The organism is Providencia sp. PROV129 (assembly GCF_028482245.1).
GTDB lineage: Bacteria > Pseudomonadota > Gammaproteobacteria > Enterobacterales > Enterobacteriaceae > Providencia > Providencia vermicola.
Genome location: NZ_JAMPQD010000028.1, coordinates 16,697 through 38,295 on the forward strand (window position 1 = coordinate 16,697; position 21,599 = coordinate 38,295).

General features: G+C 44.7%; 25 protein-coding genes. All 25 read right to left on the reverse strand.

The annotated features are described in order from the left end of the window. Positions 1-199 precede the first annotated feature (199 nt). Entirely contained in the window at positions 200-694 is a 495-nt protein-coding gene (locus PSF27_RS18660; protein WP_272682026.1) for a hypothetical protein, read from the reverse strand. Between the two features lie 307 nt (positions 695-1,001). Further along, complete coding sequence (locus PSF27_RS18665; protein WP_272682027.1) at positions 1,002-1,427, reverse strand: hypothetical protein; 426 nt, start codon at positions 1,425-1,427, stop codon at positions 1,002-1,004. Between the two features lie 12 nt (positions 1,428-1,439). Further along, on the reverse strand, positions 1,440-4,316 hold the full coding sequence (gene traG, locus PSF27_RS18670) for a conjugal transfer mating-pair stabilization protein TraG (RefSeq protein ID WP_272682028.1): 2,877 nt from the start codon (positions 4,314-4,316) through the stop codon (positions 1,440-1,442). After that, positions 4,316-5,707 carry a conjugal transfer pilus assembly protein TraH gene (gene traH / locus PSF27_RS18675; RefSeq protein WP_272539724.1) on the reverse strand — a complete coding sequence of 464 codons (1,392 nt, stop codon included), beginning with the start codon at positions 5,705-5,707 and terminating at the stop codon, positions 4,316-4,318. The genes traG and traH overlap by 1 nt, the downstream gene beginning before the upstream one ends. Positions 5,708-5,903: 196 nt before the next feature. Beyond that, positions 5,904-6,179, reverse strand: a complete 276-nt coding sequence (locus PSF27_RS18680) for a hypothetical protein (RefSeq protein WP_272682029.1) — start codon at positions 6,177-6,179, stop codon at positions 5,904-5,906. 115 nt (positions 6,180-6,294) lie between these two features. After that, positions 6,295-6,831: a type-F conjugative transfer system pilin assembly thiol-disulfide isomerase TrbB gene (trbB, locus tag PSF27_RS18685; RefSeq protein ID WP_272539722.1), complete on the reverse strand. Its 537-nt coding sequence runs from the start codon at positions 6,829-6,831 to the stop codon at positions 6,295-6,297. Then, positions 6,828-7,118 (reverse strand): hypothetical protein, encoded by a 291-nt coding sequence (locus PSF27_RS18690; protein ID WP_272682030.1) that lies wholly within the window; start codon positions 7,116-7,118, stop codon positions 6,828-6,830. The genes trbB and PSF27_RS18690 overlap by 4 nt, the downstream gene beginning before the upstream one ends. A 7-nt stretch (positions 7,119-7,125) precedes the next feature. Next, positions 7,126-7,914 carry a type-F conjugative transfer system pilin assembly protein TraF gene (gene traF, locus PSF27_RS18695; RefSeq protein WP_272682031.1) on the reverse strand — a complete coding sequence of 263 codons (789 nt, stop codon included), beginning with the start codon at positions 7,912-7,914 and terminating at the stop codon, positions 7,126-7,128. Further along, positions 7,911-9,803, reverse strand: a complete 1,893-nt coding sequence (locus PSF27_RS18700; protein WP_272682032.1) for a conjugal transfer protein TraN — start codon at positions 9,801-9,803, stop codon at positions 7,911-7,913. Before PSF27_RS18700 ends, traF begins: the two co-directional genes overlap by 4 nt. After that, positions 9,803-10,420, reverse strand: a complete 618-nt coding sequence (gene trbC, locus PSF27_RS18705) for a type-F conjugative transfer system pilin assembly protein TrbC (protein ID WP_272682033.1) — start codon at positions 10,418-10,420, stop codon at positions 9,803-9,805. The genes PSF27_RS18700 and trbC overlap by 1 nt, the downstream gene beginning before the upstream one ends. Before the next feature lie 14 nt (positions 10,421-10,434). Further along, positions 10,435-11,421 (reverse strand): conjugal transfer pilus assembly protein TraU, encoded by a 987-nt coding sequence (gene traU, locus PSF27_RS18710; protein ID WP_272539717.1) that lies wholly within the window; start codon positions 11,419-11,421, stop codon positions 10,435-10,437. Next, positions 11,421-12,044: a type-F conjugative transfer system protein TraW gene (gene traW / locus PSF27_RS18715; protein WP_272682066.1), complete on the reverse strand. Its 624-nt coding sequence runs from the start codon at positions 12,042-12,044 to the stop codon at positions 11,421-11,423. Before traW ends, traU begins: the two co-directional genes overlap by 1 nt. Positions 12,045-12,063: 19 nt before the next feature. Next, positions 12,064-12,489, reverse strand: coding sequence for a type-F conjugative transfer system protein TrbI (gene trbI / locus PSF27_RS18720; RefSeq protein WP_272539716.1), 426 nt, complete (start codon positions 12,487-12,489; stop codon positions 12,064-12,066). Continuing rightward, complete coding sequence (traC, locus tag PSF27_RS18725) at positions 12,465-15,077, reverse strand: type IV secretion system protein TraC (RefSeq protein ID WP_272682067.1); 2,613 nt, start codon at positions 15,075-15,077, stop codon at positions 12,465-12,467. Before traC ends, trbI begins: the two co-directional genes overlap by 25 nt. 77 nt (positions 15,078-15,154) lie before the next feature. Next, positions 15,155-15,724, reverse strand: coding sequence for a type IV conjugative transfer system lipoprotein TraV (traV, locus tag PSF27_RS18730; protein WP_272682034.1), 570 nt, complete (start codon positions 15,722-15,724; stop codon positions 15,155-15,157). Between the two features lie 70 nt (positions 15,725-15,794). Next, positions 15,795-16,193, reverse strand: a complete 399-nt coding sequence (locus tag PSF27_RS18735; RefSeq protein WP_272682035.1) for a hypothetical protein — start codon at positions 16,191-16,193, stop codon at positions 15,795-15,797. 16 nt (positions 16,194-16,209) lie between these two features. Then, positions 16,210-16,701, reverse strand: a complete 492-nt coding sequence (gene rfaH, locus PSF27_RS18740; protein WP_272682036.1) for a transcription/translation regulatory transformer protein RfaH — start codon at positions 16,699-16,701, stop codon at positions 16,210-16,212. 8 nt (positions 16,702-16,709) lie between these two features. Then, entirely contained in the window at positions 16,710-16,904 is a 195-nt protein-coding gene (locus tag PSF27_RS21115; protein WP_272682037.1) for a hypothetical protein, read from the reverse strand. Positions 16,905-16,956: 52 nt separating this feature from the next. Further along, entirely contained in the window at positions 16,957-18,327 is a 1,371-nt protein-coding gene (traB, locus tag PSF27_RS18750) for an F-type conjugal transfer pilus assembly protein TraB (RefSeq protein ID WP_272682038.1), read from the reverse strand. Then, positions 18,320-19,090 carry a type-F conjugative transfer system secretin TraK gene (gene traK, locus PSF27_RS18755; RefSeq protein WP_272539701.1) on the reverse strand — a complete coding sequence of 257 codons (771 nt, stop codon included), beginning with the start codon at positions 19,088-19,090 and terminating at the stop codon, positions 18,320-18,322. Before traK ends, traB begins: the two co-directional genes overlap by 8 nt. Continuing rightward, on the reverse strand, positions 19,071-19,643 hold the full coding sequence (traE, locus tag PSF27_RS18760; protein WP_272682039.1) for a type IV conjugative transfer system protein TraE: 573 nt from the start codon (positions 19,641-19,643) through the stop codon (positions 19,071-19,073). The genes traK and traE overlap by 20 nt, the downstream gene beginning before the upstream one ends. A gap of 12 nt (positions 19,644-19,655) precedes the next feature. Beyond that, the gene (traL, locus tag PSF27_RS18765) at positions 19,656-19,961 is read right to left on the reverse strand and encodes a type IV conjugative transfer system protein TraL (protein WP_094962781.1); all 306 of its coding nucleotides are present in this window, start codon (positions 19,959-19,961) and stop codon (positions 19,656-19,658) included. Positions 19,962-19,992: 31 nt separating this feature from the next. Beyond that, entirely contained in the window at positions 19,993-20,367 is a 375-nt protein-coding gene (locus tag PSF27_RS18770; RefSeq protein ID WP_272682040.1) for a type IV conjugative transfer system pilin TraA, read from the reverse strand. 265 nt (positions 20,368-20,632) lie between these two features. Continuing rightward, entirely contained in the window at positions 20,633-20,824 is a 192-nt protein-coding gene (locus tag PSF27_RS18775; RefSeq protein WP_272682041.1) for a TraY domain-containing protein, read from the reverse strand. Positions 20,825-20,903: 79 nt separating this feature from the next. Further along, on the reverse strand, positions 20,904-21,575 hold the full coding sequence (locus PSF27_RS18780; protein WP_272682042.1) for a response regulator transcription factor: 672 nt from the start codon (positions 21,573-21,575) through the stop codon (positions 20,904-20,906). Positions 21,576-21,599: the final 24 nt, after the last annotated feature.

The window sequence follows — 21,599 nt, forward strand, 5'->3', positions numbered from 1 at the left end:
TAAAAAACATCATGAATTTAAAATTAAATATAATCAAATGATTATTCCATACTCAAAATCAGTACGTTCAATCAGAATTAAAAAATCAGATATTAAATAGAGATATACAGAAATATTAGTATCACTAGTTGAAAAAATCTGTTCCTCTTGGATGTTAACTACTGGGAACAGACTATTAATAAATAAACTAATTTAGAGTCTATAACTGTTCCAACTCCTTATTCTTCTTATTCTCTTTAGATTCCTTAATTATTTCCTCACGTTTGTTCTTATATTTCTTATCCATATAAACGACATCCATTTCAAATGACATATGAGGAGCATTTATCCACATAGCAATTCCATTCTTCTCAAAAGTAGCATATTTATTACCAACAAATGGTATGTCTTTTTTAATCAAGCTATATTTCCCCTTTAATGCCTCGAAGAAATAGTCAAATCTACCTTTATCGACAGTTAACCAAACAGCCTTAACATAATCAGATTCAAATATAACCTCAACCTTTTTAACTCCTTCAATTTGTATTTCGTTACGGGATAACTCCCAAAGATCACCATTCTTACTCTCAATATGATAATTACGTTCAACATCCTCCTTCATCGCTTTATTAATCGTTATCCCAATAACGCTCACCTCAGCAAAAGAGAAAAATGAAACAAACAGAACTAAAAATGCACTTATTTTTTTTATCATATAGTAAGCCTTATTCATTTAATGTGTTTCAGAGTAGGTTTATTGTAGTATACCCAATCGACCTAAATTACATCACCTAGATAACGATTTTTTATTTGATTTTGTGAATCAATTAAAAATTTAACTTTAAACCTAACCTTACTAAATAAGATAAAAACCCATTTAATTTGTAATTTCACTCCAACACATATTTTTTAGGGATAAATTTCATTGCTTATGAAAACATCTTGAAATGAAACAGACTCATTTCCCTAAAAATTCACATTATTCAGGGAACAACCTGTTAACAAACTAAGTGCGTTAGGGTTTAATTAGATTTTTGATTACTAAAAATTTCACTCAAAAGTTCTTTTACTTTTGGAGTATCTAACCTTTTCTTTAAGTAAAGCAATATAGAAAAAACGAAATAAAACCCTTGTGATATAGCTAACACTAATAAGATCACACTTCCTATCTTAAACACACGATCAAAAATCAAGTCTAAAATAGGAGCCACAAAAATCAAAAATGATAATATAAATCTTGCATATATTTTCATTGAAAATTCTGAAGTTGGAACAATTTTGAATGAAACAAACATCCAAAAAAACACCACTCCAAACAGGAACATATTTAACAAATAAGCTTCTTTATATAAACTAAACATTTTTGACTCTGTAGTTATACAAAGATACAAACTAAGAATCATTAGCGATAAGTTTATATATACTATCTTTTTTTTATATTGTTCCATTTACATTCTCTTTTAATCACTATTATTTTTATAATAATCATCTTGAGTCATAAACCCATTAGAATCAGGAGTCTTTTCCACCCGGCGAGTATCCGTAATTAGCCCTGCATCCATTTGTTTTTCTCTTTCTTTTTCCATTTTAACTTCATGCTCTTGTATTTTTTCTTGATGATTTAATTTGAGTTCATCATGACGTTGTTGAATTTCCGATGATCCTTGGTCTATTATTCCTTTTACTGTACCAATTTTATCTTGATATTCCTTTTCTTTTTCGGTGACTTTATGAGCAGTGTCATGTTTTATTCCCGCATTCTGACTAAGCGTATTAACATCCTGCACATGGCTATCATATTCCGCAATTAAACTCTCTCCTGATGGTATATTTCCTGCTGATGCCGTTTTATCCATTGCAACCACACCGGCCCGATTTTGAGCATAATCATTTTTTACATTTGGAAGCAATCGGTCATTAATAAAATCTTTTGCTAATGCTTCACGTTCTCTTGCAATCGACAAATCACTCGTATTACTTAACATCGTATCGGCACGACTTGGTGCGGCTTGTCGTACATAGTTTGCAAACTCTTGGTCTAAATTACTGTCAATTTGTGCACTGTTATTCGTCACATAGCTGGCCATATCACTGTACTCTTGGCTCTCCGTCGTACTGCGAGAGTACTGTTCATATTGATTTTTGGCCGTATTGAGTGTTGCACTGAGTTGACTGATTTCCGAGCTGGCTTCATTATCGTGTCGATTAGTTCCGTCTGATATTTTACTGCTATTAAGTAACTCAAGCCCTTCATTAAATTCCCGTGTCCGTTGAGCATTTTCTTCACTGCCTGCATCTTGGTTCCGCGCCCCCCGCTCTTGGCTACTATCTTGCCGTCCTTCTGTGTTTCTAGTGTTTTTATCAGCGTAGCCTCCGCCACCAAAACCACCAATTGAAAGCCCTGCTTTTCCTTCAACTCCTAGTGTTGTTGTTTGATCAATACTATTATTAAATAGTTTTGTCAGTGCCTCTTCCGTTGTACTGTTATCCGCTTTTCGCTGAGAGTCCACTGCATTCTTGATTTTCCTGTAACCTTCACTCTGATTGCTACTTACCCCAGAATCTGTCATAGAGGACACCGTCGCACTGTTACCAAAGTTTTTACTAAATTGTGCCATTTGATTGGTTGCCACATTGACCGAACTTTGGAATGCACTCATGGCTTGCGCAGCTGTTGTTTGTGCATTCCGCGCACTTTGCTGTAGCGAGCTCACCATCGCCTCACTGCCTTTAATGGAAACAGGTAAGCGTGACATTGCACCACTGGTATCCATGATTTCTTGGCCACCACTGGTCACCGTGTTCGTTGCACCGCTAGCGAGCTGGCGAGACATTTGTCCATCACGGAAACTCGAGTTGGTATCCCACTTATTGCCCGCTACATTATCCGTTTGCATATTATTAAACGCCCACGTTCCATCTGCAGCTTGTGATGAACTTGCCGAAGCCGAACTGTTAATGGCCGTACCAAGATAGTTCCCCGCTTGTGCAACAGCGGGCCCTAACCCTTTCACTATCGCCATGGCAATAAAGGGAATAGACAACGTTAGCCAACCCGCAATTAGCCCAATATCACTGTGAATTTGCTGAATATGCGCCTGGTTCGCTAGGTTGAAATCCAATCCATTGGTTTGCCCACGCAAATAAAAACTCGTTGCATGATTGAGTATGGCGAACATCGGTGCCCAGGATTGCAGATAAATAATGGACATGATGTAGTTAAATAACATGCGCGTCGTCAGCGCATGAACGGTCATCAGCAAGATAAAAATGGGAAATAACGCCACAATTAACGAAAACAGAATGGTATACAACAACGGCGTAAAATTGGTCGCCACCGTTGTTGATGTGGCCCATGAAAGCCGCATTTTGTTATACGATGATGTGGAGGCTAAATTCACTAAACTGGCCGTATCACCACTTTGTGCACTGTATCCAGCAATCCCTTGTTTAAGGGCATTCATTACCACGGAACTTCGCATTAACTGACTGGCAGTTTCACTGCCTGAGTAGTAATAACTGTAACTGTCCCCAAGCATGGCGGTAAACAACACATTCGCATCAGGACGACCACCAAAGATACGCTTGACGGTATATACCCACGTTTCCCCACCTGTTTCCGTATCGACACCAATCGCGGGCATTAGTACGCGTTTAGCTAAGTCTTCACATGTCCAAAACCCCGCGGGTTTAGCTTTTTTATTTCCCTCGGGAACCATGACTCCGCGTAAAGGACTCGGTTTCTGGAAAACCAGGAGGTAGGGGTCTCGGTTATTCATCAGTTCTTGAAAGGAATATTTGTGATTAATCAGAATATCCCCGATGACACAGTTTTTGGTGTACAAACTCATTAATTCAGCAATATCGCCATCCGTCGACATGATATCACTGAGATTCCCCACCAAATTTGCCCCAAATAACATGCCCGTTTTACTGTAACTCAATGAGTCTGGCATATGGAAAATCGACTCATACAGCTCCGTTAAACTCGTACCAATCGAACTAATCATATGCGCAGGGGCAGCTAACCCAAGGGGGACATTATCGACTAAATAGACACCGAGAGGGTCAGTTCGGTCAATGATTTGCACAGAACGCTTAGGCCCAAGGAGCACACTGGAAACCAAAATAATGTAAGCGGCAAACTTAATAACCTCCTTCGGGTCATGCCCTCGCAGGTACACCACAAAAAAGGAGGCAGCGGAAATCAGCAACGCAATGCGGAACATGGATTCCCACGATGAAGAGCCCACAATAGCTGCTACGCCATTGAAGACCTGCATTAGGTATTCACCACCGCCTAAAACATACACCGTATCGATAGACGCCATCTTCATCACCCTCCCTGATTTGATTTTTGTTCTGGGGTAAACATATTGAAATGATAATTACGCTGGTAACGCTCTTGTAATTGACTGGACGTCTGCTGACGCAAATAACTCATCTGCCGCTCCATTTCCATCAACACATTGGCTTTCACTTCAACCTGACGTTGTAAGTCTTCCAATTGACGGCTGGCCTCGGCAACGTTTTTACGCAAAACATCCAACGGTTGTTCAGGAAAGTTACGGTTTCCTAAAGCAATTTTGGCTTGGTCAATCAGCTCGAGTAGGTATTGAAGTAAAATGTCATACGCAATGTAATCGGACAGCGCGGGCAAGATGGACACATTGATATTGAGCTGCATCGGGTCAACCAAATATTTCAAAATAGGCACCGACGTACTTTGAATAAATCCTTTCTCACCCAGGGTTAAGGCAATATCCTCTTTCAACTTACCTTGAATTTGCTGAATGATTTTTTTAACCAAAGAATTCAAGCCATTGTCTTTACTGATGGTGATGGTTTTCTTCTTCAACTGGAGACAGCCATTAACCGAAACGCACCCTTCGATACTGATAGTGCCACCGTACATCAATGCTTTAATTAACTCCTGACGGTTTACTTTGGGAACGGTCGTGGTCACGTCGCCATTGTCTTTGCCAAAAATTAACGTGCCCGTCAGATTCATAATCAGCTCTTTGAGCTCGTCATCGCCATCCAACATTTTGTTGCTGTTAAGCACTTCCCACATGAGATTTTTATTTTGGATGATTTGGTCTTTCATGTTTTTAGGGGCGCGATTAAACGCATCATTCATTTTCCCCCCGACAGTACAACCCTGGCGAGATGCCGCCCAGTCTGCGAACATATTGGTTTGCCCTGCAATATCTTGGCAGATTTTTAGCGACTGTACGGTATTCGTTGGCCATAAGCCGCCCACAATCCCTTGTGCCGCTTGGCAGGAAGAAATATTCATACTGTTAATACCGGAAATCATACCTTGTAAGAAATCTTTGGCAGATTTCAATTCAGGCACCGTGGTTTGCAACGCCAAGTCAAAGAAATAACCCGTGGAGTTTTGCATTAATTGTTTCACAAACTGCTGAAGCTGCTCACCATTGATGTAAGAGAACGATCCCAAATACGCATCAATCCCCCCACACCCTGCATTGATATTCGGGGGTGTAAATGAGGCAATTTGTAACTGTTTGACTTGATTGCGAATAAACAAGTTGCCGCCCGTGGCATAGCCTGCGGCTTGCCCTTCCCATGCTCGGGCTTCGGTCGCATTCCCTTCAAAACCAAGTTTATTGAAAAAGTTATTCATGTCGCCATTCACATTGGCAACTGCCGCTGTGTGACTGAATAACGCCGAGCACATGACAGCAATGAGTCCTTTACGCATTGTAGCCTCCGCATTGAATATCAACATGCCGACACAACACACAGGCAGGGTTTATCGCCTTATTCCAAGACAGAGTAAGGGTAATTAAATCATTCATTTTATGTAAACCTTATTGAGCGCCATCACCCGCAAGGTCATTGCGTGTCGGCATTAAAGAGTAAAGTGAGATTAAAAAGTGATAACGAACTAAACCGCTTTATTGGATTGGATAAATAAAACCAAACTCGGTGATGAGCATCTTCTCGATAACTGCAAAGTCATGATTGATAGAAGGCCGCCAATAGCGATAAACCCATCGATGATGTCCACAAAGTCTCAGTGAAAAACACAATTGATAGGCATCATTAAATCTTCCCTCAATCATCCATCCCCAGTTTAGTTTGGGTAACGGTGATTCCATATCCTCCCGCAATAATTGCTCAAGTCGCACAGCCTCTTCCGTTGTAGACATAAACGCGATATAGGGCTTCATATAGTCAACAGGACAACCATGCCCTTGACAGGAGGCAAGGTACTAAAGCCGCATTGATTGAATGTATTAACCAACGACTCAATCAGCGGGTCTATGATGTGATAATCACGTTTTTTCATTTAGCTAACATCAAGTTACTGTTAACGCGGTTCATCAAATCTTGCATATCAGTCAACCCTTGTAGGAGCGGATAAGTGCGTAGCGTATTCACTTCCACCAAGAAAACCGTGGGCGTGATGACTTGTAACCCTGCACCAAAAAAAGACTGCACGACGTCAGGCGGGGCGGGAATGGCATTCGGAAAAGCCATATCCCCTTTCCCATCGAGCGTATACGGGAATACACTTAATCCCGTTTGCGCAGATAACAACGCAAGTTGCGGGTCAAATTGATGACAATACGGGCAACTCGACTGCATAAAGAGGACTAACGTATAATCATTCAAATTCACCACTTTGCCATTGGGTAACGAATACGGTTTCACTGGCGGTTTTGCAGGAACAATCGTTTCAGGCTTGAAAGTTTCAGTGCTCATGTTGGACTGAGAGTTCGCCGCCGTTTTATGGGACTCTAGCGCGGCAATTTCATCCATCACACTTGCCTGAGCGACACTGAAACCGAGCAGCAAAACGAAAAAGAGTAACGCTCTCATGGGTGTTTCTCCTTATTTCCACCGCCCTGAAAGGCTTGCCAGGCACGAACAGCTGCATACAAAAATCCAGCCACACCCACCGCAGCCCCCACGGCAAAGATAAAGACCGTGCCCATATCTTGTACCCACTGAAGGGTTAACAGTAAATCGTCAGTGATACTGGCTTTACGCACCTTCAGTAGCACTTCAATCAAGCCCCAAAACACCGCGGCCGCTATCATGAGCGCAATGCCGACATACAATAACGCATTCTCTATTAATCGGGCTTTTAAGGTTCTTTCCATCATTTTATTCTCAATAGTTCGGGGTAAAATCGGTCGCAATATCTAAAAAGCGACGTTCGAGCGCATCTTGCGTCATAAACCCATAGGCCAATGGCTGGTAAGATTCGTTTTTTGGGTCAACCAAAAACAGGGCAGGAAAATGGGTGATTTGCATTTTTGCCACTTGCCCGTTGTCTGGCTTAGTATTTGGCAATTGCTGACTGCGCTGCCCATCCACCGATATCGGGATCAGCACGACCCCATGTTGCTCGGCAAACTGTGCCACCACACTGGCTAACTGGTTATCCAGCGGCTCACCACCGCGATAAAAGAAAAACAATCCATACTGCGACGCTAGCTGCGAAATAGCCTGTTTTTCTTTATTGCGTAATGTAGAAAACTGCTGAGGCACCGTACTGTTATAAAAGGAATGCTCCAAGTTGTAATCAAGTGCAGGGTGTAGCAGCAGAGCTTTTTGCACAGAGCGTTCAAACTTGCCAGATTGATTGAGCCAATACCGCTGAAGTGCCACGAATTTCGCGGCATTCTCGGGGGTTGGCTGCATAATCGCAGTGTCTAACGCTTCTGCGGTTAGCTTTTGCATGACCTTTTTTTGTAAGGTCGGTGATAACGTCGAAAGTGGGATTTGCTCTGGCTCTGTCGGCTCTTCCTCGTCTTCCGGTTGCGGTTCGTTATACCAGTGCCAACCGACGATAGGTTCATCCACATAGGTTCGCGTTTCAGTTTGTTCGCTATGGTTGGCCAATACGCTTCCTGATATCACCAAACTGACAAGCGATATTAATACAATCCGTTTCATCCTTGCCCTCCCTGACCTTGTAGGCCATTGGCGATTTGATTTTTTACGCGGTCAATCAGTTCTTGGTCAGCTGGAATATCGGAGCCCGACTCCAAATCGGAATAGAAATCCGCAAAGTTCAGTCGGTCAAAGTTAATGGCCTGCAACTCATCGACGGTAATACCGCGACAATCACTGTTTTTGGCACTGCCAAACCCAATACGTAACTGCCCGCCACGCCCTTGCTCTTGCACAATTTTGGCGAGCTTACTGTCAAATAGGCAGTAGGCTTCTTTCTTTTGAAGGCACACCCCTAGCACTTTTTTGGAACAATAGGAGCCAACATAAATCGTGAGATTGCGACTTTTGGCTTTGCCCAAGGCCTTTTCTTCACTGTCGCAGTGTGCCAACCCCACATCACTTCCCCAACCGCCACTTTTGCAACAATTACTGAACCCTGCGGCAGCTTTACGGCAGGTATAACGCTGACCGGTAAAAGCCCTGACATTCACGTCATTGAGCTCTGCCACATCTTCCCCTGCGGCGGCCACCGCTGCTAACGCGGATACGGCTTTTTGGAAACTGTTCGCCTTGTCATTCTTGATTTGGTCACACTCACCACTGGCACAAATCAGTTCAACACCGCACATTTTCCCGCCTCCCGTCAGCCCTTTTTCACAGGAAAACACCGCTTGCTCACGCAAACAGGTACTGCCAACGGATTCAATGCAGGTGGTTTTCACAATAGTACACGCGGGATTTTTCATGTAGTCACCACAACTACCATTATCCGCCGACTGCTTGGCGTAATAATCGGTGTACTGCCAACACTCGCTATAAACATCGTACTTTTTACCGCCCACCGAAACCGTTTTAGTTCCCCCTTTTTCCGTACATTGCGTTTCCACTTTCACTTCTTCGGATTTATCAAATGGGCAATGCTCAACCCATTCGATTTTGGGCTTCACTGTTTTTACCGACGTCAGCATTTGCAGTTTTAGCGTAATTTTCAGTTCATTCGGTTTTGTATTGAATGTTTGGACTAATGCATCTGCCCCTGATTCCACTACCGCCCATAAGCCAGCTAAGCCCATGGTAAACGTCTGCTTGCCTTCTTTGATGTCAACAGGGGTTGCATAGGTAAACACATTGGGGTTACCGATATCACTAAAATTACAGCTCCGACGGTGTACGATAGTCCCCGTTACCCCTAAGTACGTGGTTTTATTGTCATAAGGAAACAACGGTTCATTATAATCGGCGCACTTACGTGACCAACCGTAAAACGTCGCGGTGTAAATTTTCCCTTTTTTGTCTAAGTTAAAGTCCCCTGCGATTTCACCCTTTTTGATTTTTCGGAATTTAATTTGTGAGCTAGGGATAGTGATATCTTGCATCTCCCACCCATCCGTTTCCTCCCAGGTGATTTTTGCCGTCCGAGTACAGGCTAAACTGGCGGCTGGGGTTCTCTCACATTGGTGTGACGTGATTTCGGTTTTATCGAGCGTCACATCCTGACAAGGCACCGTAATTTGCCCGCTTTCCGACTCCGCCTTTTCCCGCATGTCAATGCCCGCTTTTAAGAACGGGGCGTCCAAATCCAGCTTATCTGGCGGGCGATTTTTCATGACCTCCATCGTAGCTTGCCCTGCATCCGTCTCATTCATCGCCTTGATACCTGCATTTTCCAGCCCCGAGGCCGCCCCCGACGTCACACCGCCGTAATAGCCACTTTCGGATGGATTGGCAGTATAGTTCGGGATGATATTGGCGGGGTTGGTGTTTTTTATCGTGTTTGTGCCCGTGTTTTTGAGACCGTTAGCAAATTCCGACCCCGCTTTGTAATCATTGGCCGCAAACCCCAGAGACAGAGCCCCCACGCCACATAATGCAATCAATAACCGTTTCATTATCGCTCCCTCGATACCAGCCAATTCCGAGCGACCTCATGACAATCGCCACTGCTGGCAATCCGTTCAATGGCCGATATCAAACGGATATTGCCGTACATCACATCAAAGCCTTGTTCACAGCGAACGACCAGTGCAGGCACTTGTGTAATACCGTATTGGGCAAAGGTTTTCGGGTCGATTTGTACGCCCCCTTCACCACTGTCTTTGGTCAATTCAAATACCGCCGTGGCGGTTTTGCGAAAATCATTGTCAATCAAGCCGTTAATCAAGGTGGGGATACCAAGCTGCGTGGCTTCAGGCACCATCTGTTTGAGCCCCGCTTCGGGAATAGAAAACGACACAAAGTAGACAAAGGGGCTTTCCTGCTCAGTTTGTGCTTTAGCCGCATCAGCGGCTTGTTGCTGCGCTTGCTGCTGTTTGGCCAATAAATTATCTATCCAGGCTTTATCCTTAGCGGAAATTTCAGGCGGTTTAAATCCCTCTGGCGGCAAGGACTGTTCGAGCAAGGCCGCGCTTTGGTCACGCAGCTGCTCTAAAAACTGTTGGTCATCCGTTAAGGCATAACCCGTCGGCACAAGCACCAGACTTGCGAACAAAAATAAAAGGAATTTCATGAAAGTACCTCGTGTTAGAGGAAAACGCAGTTACGTTTACGCCAGATGAGATAACCGAAGTTTTTACGGCTGTTGGGTGAAGCATGCCCCGTTTGCCAGCGCATCACGGAACGACCAAAGGGATGACACTGCCCTGTATCGGGGTACATGTTCACCATCTGATATCGATAGCGGTCTTTCGGGATAATCGGGGACGGATAGGTGTAACACACTTCCTGATTTTTTCCGACGCTGTTCATCACCAAACCTTGCCGATGTAACTTAAACGCCATGCGCTCAGAAAGCAGAACCGAAGACGCTTGGGGGCTGAATTCATTGCTGGTATACCCCGTAAACGGATACATACTGCCTTGAGAACCCGCACACCAAAAGAGCGCATTTAAGGGCTTACTGCCAATACTGGCAATCGCATCGGCGGCACATGCCCCTTGCGCGATGGGATTGGCAAATACAAACGCTTCAGGGGCAATAATCGACGACAACGAACTGTCGTTCCATAAAGGGTCTAGCTCGGACAAATAAGCAATATCCATATCCCCCCGTTCTAAACAACCTGCCGACGTGATGATATTGAGCCAATAGGTCAGTGGGTATTTGTACCAATGCACATGGTAGAACGCCCCTTGGGTTTCGGGGTCATTTTGCGTGCCTTTGCCCGCGCCCATTTTACCCACATTGATGTTAAAGCCCCCTAAATTCACCATGCAATACGGTGAACGGGTCACATCCGTCAGGGCAAATGGCTCCCAATAGCCAATGGCAAGGCCAATACGGTATAAAATCCCCATCGGGCAAATCTGAATAGGACTGGACGGGTTTTCCGTATCCGGTGCCACACCTGGAAATACAGGCACATTACCAATGGTCATCGGGAACAAACAATCCCAGCAAATATCGGTGATCGGGTTAACGAAATTGCCCTCACACAGCGCATCGGCTTTCGTGGGGGTTGACAGAAAAACACTGCCGAGTAAACACACACTGACCAGCCATTTTTTCATTAACGCCCCTCCTGCATTGCCGCCGACGCGATTTTGAGTTTTTCGCCCTCTTGTGTCACCACCGCGGGGATATACTGAAGCCCGAGTTGACGACTCAAACTGCCTCCTTGGTCAAAGAACACACGGGTATTCAGCGCCTGCGAGGCCTCCTTGATATTGCCGTTGGTTAATATGACTTTGTAGCGCAAGGTGGCGGGTTGCTGGGCATTCATCCACGCGATTTGGCGCGGATCATCCGCATCTAAAAAATACAGGGTTTGCCCAAGCGCCACATGACTGAGTGGGTTAATTTTGTCGCCTTGACGAGCAAACACCACGCCATTGTGATCGGCATAATCGCCTTGAACCGTAAACGTCGGGTCGTACCACAGCGTGTGTGCTTCCGTATCGGTACTGAGCCAATCCACAGGCGGTGGACGCAGGGTATTTTCAATCACGCGGTCTTTAAAATCCTGCTGCATCTGCGCGATTTCCCCCGTGCCCTCCATCTGCTTTAACCGCCCCTGGATAAAGTCCAACATGCTTTGCTCTTGAACGGGGTAGACATCCCCCCAGACCCCGAGATCTTTGGCGGTAACAAGACAAGGTAAACAAAACAACATTGCCAATGTAGACTGTCGCATTCGCTTCATCTGCCCTCCTTTATTGCGCCATTTTGTCGGCGATTGCGGCTTGAATATCGACCGTGATATCTTCCGCCCCCATCACCACCGCAGGGGTGACTAAAATCAGGGCCTGATGTTCATGTTGGTACTCCGATAAGCTATCACTGAGCGCCACTTGAAAACGGTGAGTGGCATCGGCGATTTGTTGCTCACTGAGCGGAGTTTCCGCATTAAACTGCATGGCCATTTGTTGCTGATATTGGTTGACCGTGCCCGTCATGTCGAAAGTGACGGTTACGGGGGCAAGCCAACGCACCACAAACACCGAAATGCTAAAACTTAGCACCACGGCAATGACCATAAAAAAGCTCATGGCTTTTAAGCATTCTTTGCGACGACGGCTCATGCCCCGTGCGGGCGTTTTTTGCACTTTGTCGACTAATGTCGTGTTTGGGTCTGCCATTGGGATAAGGCCTCCATTTCTCTTGGGAATTTTTGTTGGGCTAACGCCAATAACGTGGCTTGCTGGGAAAGTCCCTGTGCCGCGGCATTTTCACGGAACTGGTAGTCTTTCCCATCGGTGGAAAACAAGGTGCGACTGATGGGGTCAATCAACAAGCGGTGATAAGACACTTGTCCCGCCACCCGTAACATAAAGGCACTGAAGTGCGCCTCTTTTGCTGACGGGAATCCTTCCACAACGGTACGTTCCAACACGTTGAACTGGTCGGGATTTTTCTGGTTATATTTACGGAACGACTCCAAATTTTGCCGCAAGATAATTTTGTACGACGAGTTACTCCATGCAGCTTTCGCAGCCACACTCGCATTATCCCCATCGAAATCCTCAATTCCCTGAGAAATGGTAATGTAGGCACCACGGTACTTACGGGCAGTACGATAGCCCCCTTCAATAAAGTTACCGACAAAGCTGTTTTCACTGTCGAGCAGCTTCCACCCTTCATCGATGATAGCCGCCTTTTTTATGTCCCGTGGCGATAGATACATGCGCTGTTCAATAAAGATCATCATGGAAAACATGACGGCAGCTAACAAGTCAGGTTTATTTTGCAGCCCCCCCATTTCCAGTACGGTAAACCGCACATTGTCATTAAGGGCAGGATTAGGGCTATTGAAATACTCCCCATACAATCCTTTGGTGGTGTATTTCTGTAAGGAAACAACAATCTCGTGCATCTTATTGCGCACAGAGTCAGCATCTTCAAAAACACCCTGCTCTAATTGCCAAGTTAAGTACTCTGAAATGTCATCGATCAGAACCGCATTACCCTGACGTTTACTCGGTGCCGCCCCCTCCCACACGTCTTGAACCGCATTTAATAAGATTGACTTAGAGGTGTCATCCATATCCCCTGACGGATTGGCCAGCACCAATAGCAAGTCGCGAATACTTTCGGCCGCTTCTTTAATATTGGCCACCCCCGCGAACGGGTTAAATTTAAGGTCGCGTGCATCAACGTAGACGCCCCCAACACTCTCACATAACCCTTTGTAGGATTCCCCCATATCCAAGACATAGGACCAACCACCGCTGTCAAGAATTTGGCGAATAATGGCTTGCACTAAGAAGGACTTACCACCTCCCGAGGTGCCACACACCCCCATGTTGTAGTTATCGTTCCCCAGCCCCGAATCATCATCAAAGATATCGAGATAAGACAACTGGTTACGATATGAGGGAATCGGTAACCCACTGCGACAAATACGGTTATCAGCGACCACGGGCAACAAGTTGGCCACATTGAAAGACTCTGCCCGCAGTGTGCCACTTGAGCGTTTCATGTCTCCCCATAAGCCCTCTTGCATCACAAATGGGAACAATGCCATGTAGTTGCGCAGCTGCATAAAACTGGGAGGCATAAGCGTCAATCCGTTGCTATTGAACGTGTTCATCAGTGCCATTTCAGCATTCAGGGCTTTATCGTCATCATCTTCACAAAATAACGTAATGCCATAACTGTAACGCGTCAGTGCCGATTGCCCTTTACTCAACCGTTCGCGTAAATCCGTCCACTCTTTGGCCTGTTGCTTCACACCTGGCACCCAACTGGAGAACTTGGATTCTGCCCGCTTATTAAACGTGGCTGATTTGGTCATCGATTCGTTTTGGGTTCGCACTAAATCTTCGACTTCCAGCGTCAAGGTAATGGCAAACGGACATGACACGGAAGCCGCAGGATCAAGCAAATTGCTGAGATTATCGCCTCCTTGCCATAGCGCAAACCGCTGCGGGTTTTTGGCAAGGCTATAATTGAGTATCCGTGTACGCGATTTTTTCCCTTTTTCATCCATTAAACTCTGGTGCATGGCTTCGGGTTTCAGCTCCATGACGAACGAACGGTCAACACACTGCGCGTTAAGTTCTTCATAAGGCTCGATTTCGTCGGACGGCTCCGCAATATTGTGATGACGAAAATTCACCATTTCCCGCACCAACTTGATTAAGCCTTTATCATCCAATCGCTCCGAGCCGATACTGGCGCCGAGGAGGGATTGCTGCACCACACTCAAGGTTTGATTCAAATTTTGCAGCGTCAACGCATCCGCCCGTTTAACGGGTTCGGCATAGATGATAAACAGGCGATAGTTCCGCAGTGTTAATGGCAAGCCTTGTTTATTGGCTAAGCCATTCATCGCCCCGTTTTCATAGTAAGCACGGGTAATGGCATTGAATTTTGACGCCAACTCACCATCCCAGCTAAAGTCCCTAAGGCCATAATCTAACATGCCGCTGATGCATTTACTGCCAAGCAACAAAAAGGTGAGTGGGGTTTTACGCGGCAATTTATTTCGCAAAAAATAATCCAGTGCATCGACAATTTTATCGTTCGCACCAATCAAGGGGGCGCATTCCAACACAAAACCTGCCGTCTCCTTGTTAATAAAAAGCCCCGAGTCGGCGTCATAATAGCGGTATGGTAAGACACTGCTAAAAGACGGATAATCCATCTCTTCCAGTGCTTCATGGGCTTTTCGTGCCCCGTCAGGTTGTTTCCAGTTAGAGAGTAGTCCTTTGAATAGGCTCTCCATAAACGGGGATTCACCCGCATCTTTTGCATGGGGATTGCCAAGTTGCTTCAATTTTTGCAAGAAGCCACGTTTTTGGGTCATTGTAACTGCTCCTTCCACTGGCCCTCTTTCACGACAAAGGAGACGACAGCCGGTTGATAAAAGTTTTGCTCTTCATCAATCCACGGGGCTATCCACAACCGCGCGGTACTTGCGGGTAATCGCACCGGTGGCACCATCCCAATATCGGCCCAACCCGACCACGTTTGGGTTGGCTGTGAAATTGGTGGCAGTGAATTGGCGGGGATCGACTTTTTTATGGGGGTCGGTGACGACTCAAATGCCCCTAATGCCGCCACTGTCTGTGAGGTCGCGCCATGACTCGGTTCCACGGTACGCACTGAGCGCAATGTGGAGGCAGTTGTGACGACGGGAACCGTCGGGGTTGCCAACGGTGCTAACCGCGGCAGCTCTGCTCGCTTTTGGGATGAGCCCTCCCCATTAGATGGATGCGCCCACGACACATTTTGCTGTGCTGCCTTTTGATTGGCTTCTTCCATGGTCATGCAGCTGTCTTGCGCAGTCGCATTACAATCAAAGGAATCTTTCATACCCGCTGTACAGCCGGCGAGCAGGGTTAATGCGCCTAGAATTAGGAGTTTTTTCATGATTTAGCCTTTTTGGATACAGAGTTGGTAAAAAGAGAGGGCACGACGAAGAATGTTGAATAAAACCACGTTATTTAACTGTGTTTAATGGTGAGTCCTTATCTGGAGTACGAGTATTTTCCTTATCATTGCTGAGCAGGTAGGCTTCAACGGCTTCTTTGTAATCACTAACCGTGACATTTTCAATCACATCACCGCACTTGAGCTTATTGGTGTTCGACTGAAATAATCCGTTATCGTTATTGGTTTCAATGAGTTGGCATTTTGTTGAGTAATATTCCCCTTTACTCACAACTTCTGACTTATCTTCTTCATTTAATATTGCAACCCCGAAAATCACTGCAGCGATAAGTAAAATCATCAACGTAAATACAAATGTCGCTTCACTCGCTTTACTTGTCGCAACAATGATTAACCCTAAACATAAAATGACAACCACGAAGACAATGAATATTGTACTTAACATCATTAGCTTCCTTATCCCGTTATTTTATGGCTTCAAAGTTACGATTATCGACAACCCGAGGCACTTCTTTGTTGAGGATGTTAAGGAGTAACACCGAACGAGCCTCCCCGTTAGGTTCACTGTAAATCGCCCGCACACCTTGGAAGATACCGTCATAAATGACCACTTCATCCCCTTTTTGCGGCAGTTGTTCACTCACCTCTTTCATAAAGTTCGGCACCATCAATGACGCAATAATTTCATCGGGCACCACCACAGGCAGTTTGCCAAAGCGCACAAAGTAGCTCACACCCCGTGTTGATTTAATGGTCGAGAAGTGAATAACTTCATAATCGAACTTCACAAATAAATAATTGGGAAATAATGACTCCATCACTTTACGTTTACGATTTCGCACCATTTTCTCCGCCTCATAACGCGGGGAAAAACAGTTCGCACCTTGGCGTTCAAGATGTTCAATCGCCCGTAAATCTTGCCCTGTTTTGCAATACAATAAATACCATTTTTCCATCTGTTTATTCACTTTTGTTGAGAGTCGTTATTTAAGATTTGAGTCACCCATGCACTCAAACTGGTATAGATAGCGAGAAAAAGCAATCCATCCCAGCTGATGTCGGTACACACCAATATCACCGCAGGTGAACTGATGAGCCCCATAAGAAGGATCGCTTTTAATCGCGTTTTTGTATTAGTTTTAGTGGGTAGAGTTAACATAAATGCTCCTTAGGATTGCCCTGGTGTTGGCGATAAGGAGGTGTAAAATACGTTATTGTTGTGTTGGGTATTGCAGGTAATTTGTGGATGGAACCGCATCCCCGAGTGAAATTTCTTGCAACGCTTGTTTCGTCACCGTAATGCCTTGATTAAGAGTTTGCTGCACAGGCTCGGCAACGGCATCCTTACTTTTCTTTTTGCGCATCTGTTCAATAAATTCCAATTGGAAACCTTCTTGGAAAACGACAGTAATCTCAATTCCAGCGCCAATTGGGATCACTGGGTGGTATTGTTCCGCACGTTTAATGAAGTATTCCGACAACATTTTGCCCGATTGCTGAACACCGCCACCGACCCCACCGCGCATCACATCCGCCATTGAAGTGGTACTGCTGGCGCCAATACCGACGGTTTCGCTCCCCACTTTGGAAAAGCCCGACCCGACCGCTTCGATAAACCCACCGCCAAAGGCATAACCGACTAACTCACCATTTCGTATGACCGGTTCTCCCTTAATCCCATTTTTCCCCATGAAGGAAACATGGCCCTTAAACGGCATATCAATCGTATGGCCAAACAGCTTACAAGACAGACGGTCAGTACGCACAAGTCCGCGTTCACTGGAAATATCGCCATACACCCCCGCCGTCACCGCACACCCACTTAAGTCATACTCCTCATTGTTCGGCATAATCAGTTTACCCGTTAAGCGAAACTGCATCGGTGAGGGATTACTGTTCCCCGTGACAGAGGCATTGGCATCCGCACCCTCAATCACCATCGCTTTGGCAAAACTCCCTGACGGGATATAAGGTAAAGCGGGTAAGCTGTTATCCACCTTATCCTCATCATACTCGATAGTCATCGAATGTAAGCCTTGCTTTAATGCCGGATTTACATTGATTTGAGGTTGCCCAACGGGATATTGCCCGCCTTGATAAAATGCCGTTGGCGGCGGGATAATCGGCTGACTGGCTTGACCATTCGGTGTCGGTATCGTGCCAACTGGCAGCGTTTGAGGTTGAGGTAAGGTATTGTCGCCATGGATCAACCCATTACTCACCTCATTCAGCTGGTCTTGCAACGTCGTTAAGTCTTTATCTTGTTGCTCAATTTTGTCTCGGTAGGCTTTGTTTTCCTGCTCTAAACGTTCGATTCGGGCGTTCACACTTTTCATCTGCTTGTCCACTTGTGATGCGGTGGATTGCAAATCCGCCATCGCCGCTTGCCCGACTTTACGGTCAAAGGTGGAAGAGACAACTCCCGTCATGTTCGGGACAGGCTTTTGCACCGTTTTTTTGGTTTTGGGTTTTGATGGTTTGCTGAACCACCATGCACCCCCACCAATGGCACTGGCTCCTAACGCCACCATCAAAAAAACCACGAGTTGTTTACGGCGCGTTTTCACATTTAAATTAGCCATGCGTCACCTCATTACTCACCGTTAACCACACGGTTGCGGTCGCACCGGGTAACACCTGTTCACTATACGGCGAAATCAATACTGCCCTTACCCCCTGCGCATTAAACAATCGCTCAGTGATCGGTTTAGCGTTGGCCGTGGTATTACGCACCGCCAGTTTGTATACCCGAACTTCGCCGCCATTCCACATTTCATCCGCAGACACCACATACCCCGACGGTAATGACAAGGTTGGCGTAACGGTGACAGGTGCTTTAGCAAAACCTTGCGGTATCTCACCGTTCAATAATGCTTTATGCAGTCCAATCAGCATTTGGGGATAAGGCAGAGAACGCTCCCATTGCTTGGCGGCTGGTCGCTTCGCAGGGACTGACGACACCAACTGCAATACGCGCCCATCCCGTTTTTGCGGAACCGCCACCACGGAGACGGTCAAACCGCCTGCGGTACGGACATAAAAGGTAAACGGTTTGGTTTGTGTGGTCATCAACACCACCCCACCACTGAGGTGCCCCGTTGCCCCTTTTTGGTTTCCATTGATAAACATGCCTTGCGCACTATCAATCGCGACAATTCGGTCGCCTGGCACCACCAACATATTCGGTTCACTGTTACTAAAGGCAACACGCACTTGTGAATCGGGCGAGACAGGAATTTGCACAGGTAAAGATGCAGTGGGCTCGGCTAAACTCAAGGCAGAAAAGAGGCCCAAACTCAGGGCCAATAACGCCAGTTGACTTAATTTACTTTTTCTTCTTTTCATCGACTTGTACCTCAAAGCCCCCTATTGTCGTGAGCCCATTTGCATACTTCAGGGTTAATCGTAATGTCACCCGTTCAGGTAGCGATTTACGGTTGCCAATCCACGTTTGAATATCACCGTGAATATCGACAATGCCTGAATTGGGATACACATCCATTCCAGACAAATAAAAAGCACTGGTAACATTGTTCTCAATAATTTGCTTCGCTTCTTCAGCCAAAATCTCTTGCATCTGTGGGCGCTGGCCATTATCAAAAAATCGTAATAAGGCTTTGTGATTAGCTTTAACCGATTCTGGTGATACGTTGTAACGTAAGAAAATCAACGACTGTGCGGTTTGTTCGAGGTAGTTGGCATCCGCATGCGAACGACTAAGGGTAAACGGGGTTTCAAAGAACTGCGGGATATAGGTCATTTCACGGCTATCAATTAAAGTGGCAATATTCGACCAAGCCAGAATATTCCCCGTAATACTCCCTCCTAATAAGCAAACTAATATGATGAAAACGAGTGATGTGAATTTGTGGGCAGATTTGGCTGCGCTCAGTTTCACCGTGACCTCCTGTTATTTTAACCAGAGCCTGAACGCGGAGTCGGGAAGTCGTTTGTACATTCCCTGAAAACAGAAGGAAGGCAAATACCAGTAACATGCATTAATCAGCCAATCTGTTCCCCTCCCTTTTTTGAAATACCTCAGTGCAAACCAGAGCAAAGCGCCAACAACAACCCCTGCAATATATTGCTTGTCCATAACCCCCCAACATAACGGGAGGGCAATGGCACAGGTTTCATCGAGTGGTAAGCCGATTGGACGGCTTTGCTCCGTCAGCGTCTGAGGAAAAATGAATCGCTTAGCGCGCTCTTCTTCCATTACGCTGTTCCTTCAATACCAATAATGTATCTTATGGTGTCATGCCAGGTGCACGGGCACGGATAATGGCAAAGATAATACCGGTGATCACAAAGAACACAGGGATTAACACGAATGTCGCTGGGTTGTGATTACGCAGGTACATTAAGAAGACCAATACCACTTCCGCTAACATGAAGTAATAAATCAGGGTTGAATCTTCCCCGAAGCTCGCTTCTGCATCTTCACGACCCGCAGCCATTAAGTCATCTGCCGCCATCGCCCCTTTAGAGACTAAAAATGCCATCATCGGTAAACCAATTAAACGAAATAAGATTTTCCCAAGTTTAAAGTTCACTGCATCAATAGCACGTTTAAATAATCCCTTCTTACGGGCTGGCGTATTTTCGATAGTAAGTTGTGACATAGTTATTTCCTTATTAATAGATGTTTCATTATTTTCAAAATAAACCCTTAAAGAGTATTTAATGACAATTGAGCCTTTAGCTCGCTTTATTCCCGACTTAATTAATGAGCCAATAACACTTAATATAAGTAAGTAATAAAGCGTGATAATTTCTCAACCTTTAAGCAAAGCTACCGCACCGAGTGCACATTGCCCATTTTTAGACAAAGCGAACCCGTTGCTGTGTGTAATCAACAAAAACAAAAAAACTAAATAAAAGAGTAAGTCAGTATTTATTTAATAGCTCTTGATAATTCCCTTCTAGAATTTCAATTAATCTTAAATGGTCAGACAATCGTAATACAGCTTCGATTTTTTTAGAACGTCTTGCACGCTTAGCAGACTCTGTTAATAAACGATTAGTTTCAGCACTTATCGGTACACTTATTGTGACAGATTTATATTTTTTTTCTTTCATAGGAACCTCATTCTTTGTAATCATGAAACTATCATATATAAAAAAATTCATCTGTAAATTACCCGACTCGGGGGGTATCCTAGTGATATTTTTCTAAAATAGACAATGGAACAAAACAGTCCCAATTAAGTTGGAAGGCAATATCTGATAATAAATAACGATTAAAAATACTCAATCTACTCGCACCGAGTATCCTACTAACATGTGCTTTTATAGTATCATGGCTTCTTTCCATTATTTTAGCTACTTCTGGATTAGTTAATCCATGAATAACAAGCCATGCAACAGTCCATTCAGTACTAGTTAATATCTCTAATGGATTTATGTCTTTTAATCTATTTATTGAGGAAGCTAAATCTAATTCGTTATAAAAACTGTCTTTTCTTATAGATAATTCAGAATTAAAAACTCTAAACTTAATATTAGTATTTTCCATAACATTATATATTTTTAATTTTACAATGTTTTTATTGTTAGAAAATTTAAACTCAGTAACCTCCATTGCAATTGCAATCGGATATAACTGATGTTTAACTAACTCGATAGATGAAATACTAAAACACTTATCTTTCTTAATTACTTTTAAAGAGTTAAGAATTGAATGAACTTTTTCAGGAGCGCTACACGATAAAACTTGACTATCATGGTCAAGAATCATCCAAAAGTATACATTATTTAAAAAATCAGGTAGGTTTTCTCGAAAAACTGCTTGTTTTATCGCATCGAGATCAATAGGATCATGAGTAGGCATGTAACCATCTCCTTAAGTTGGGGT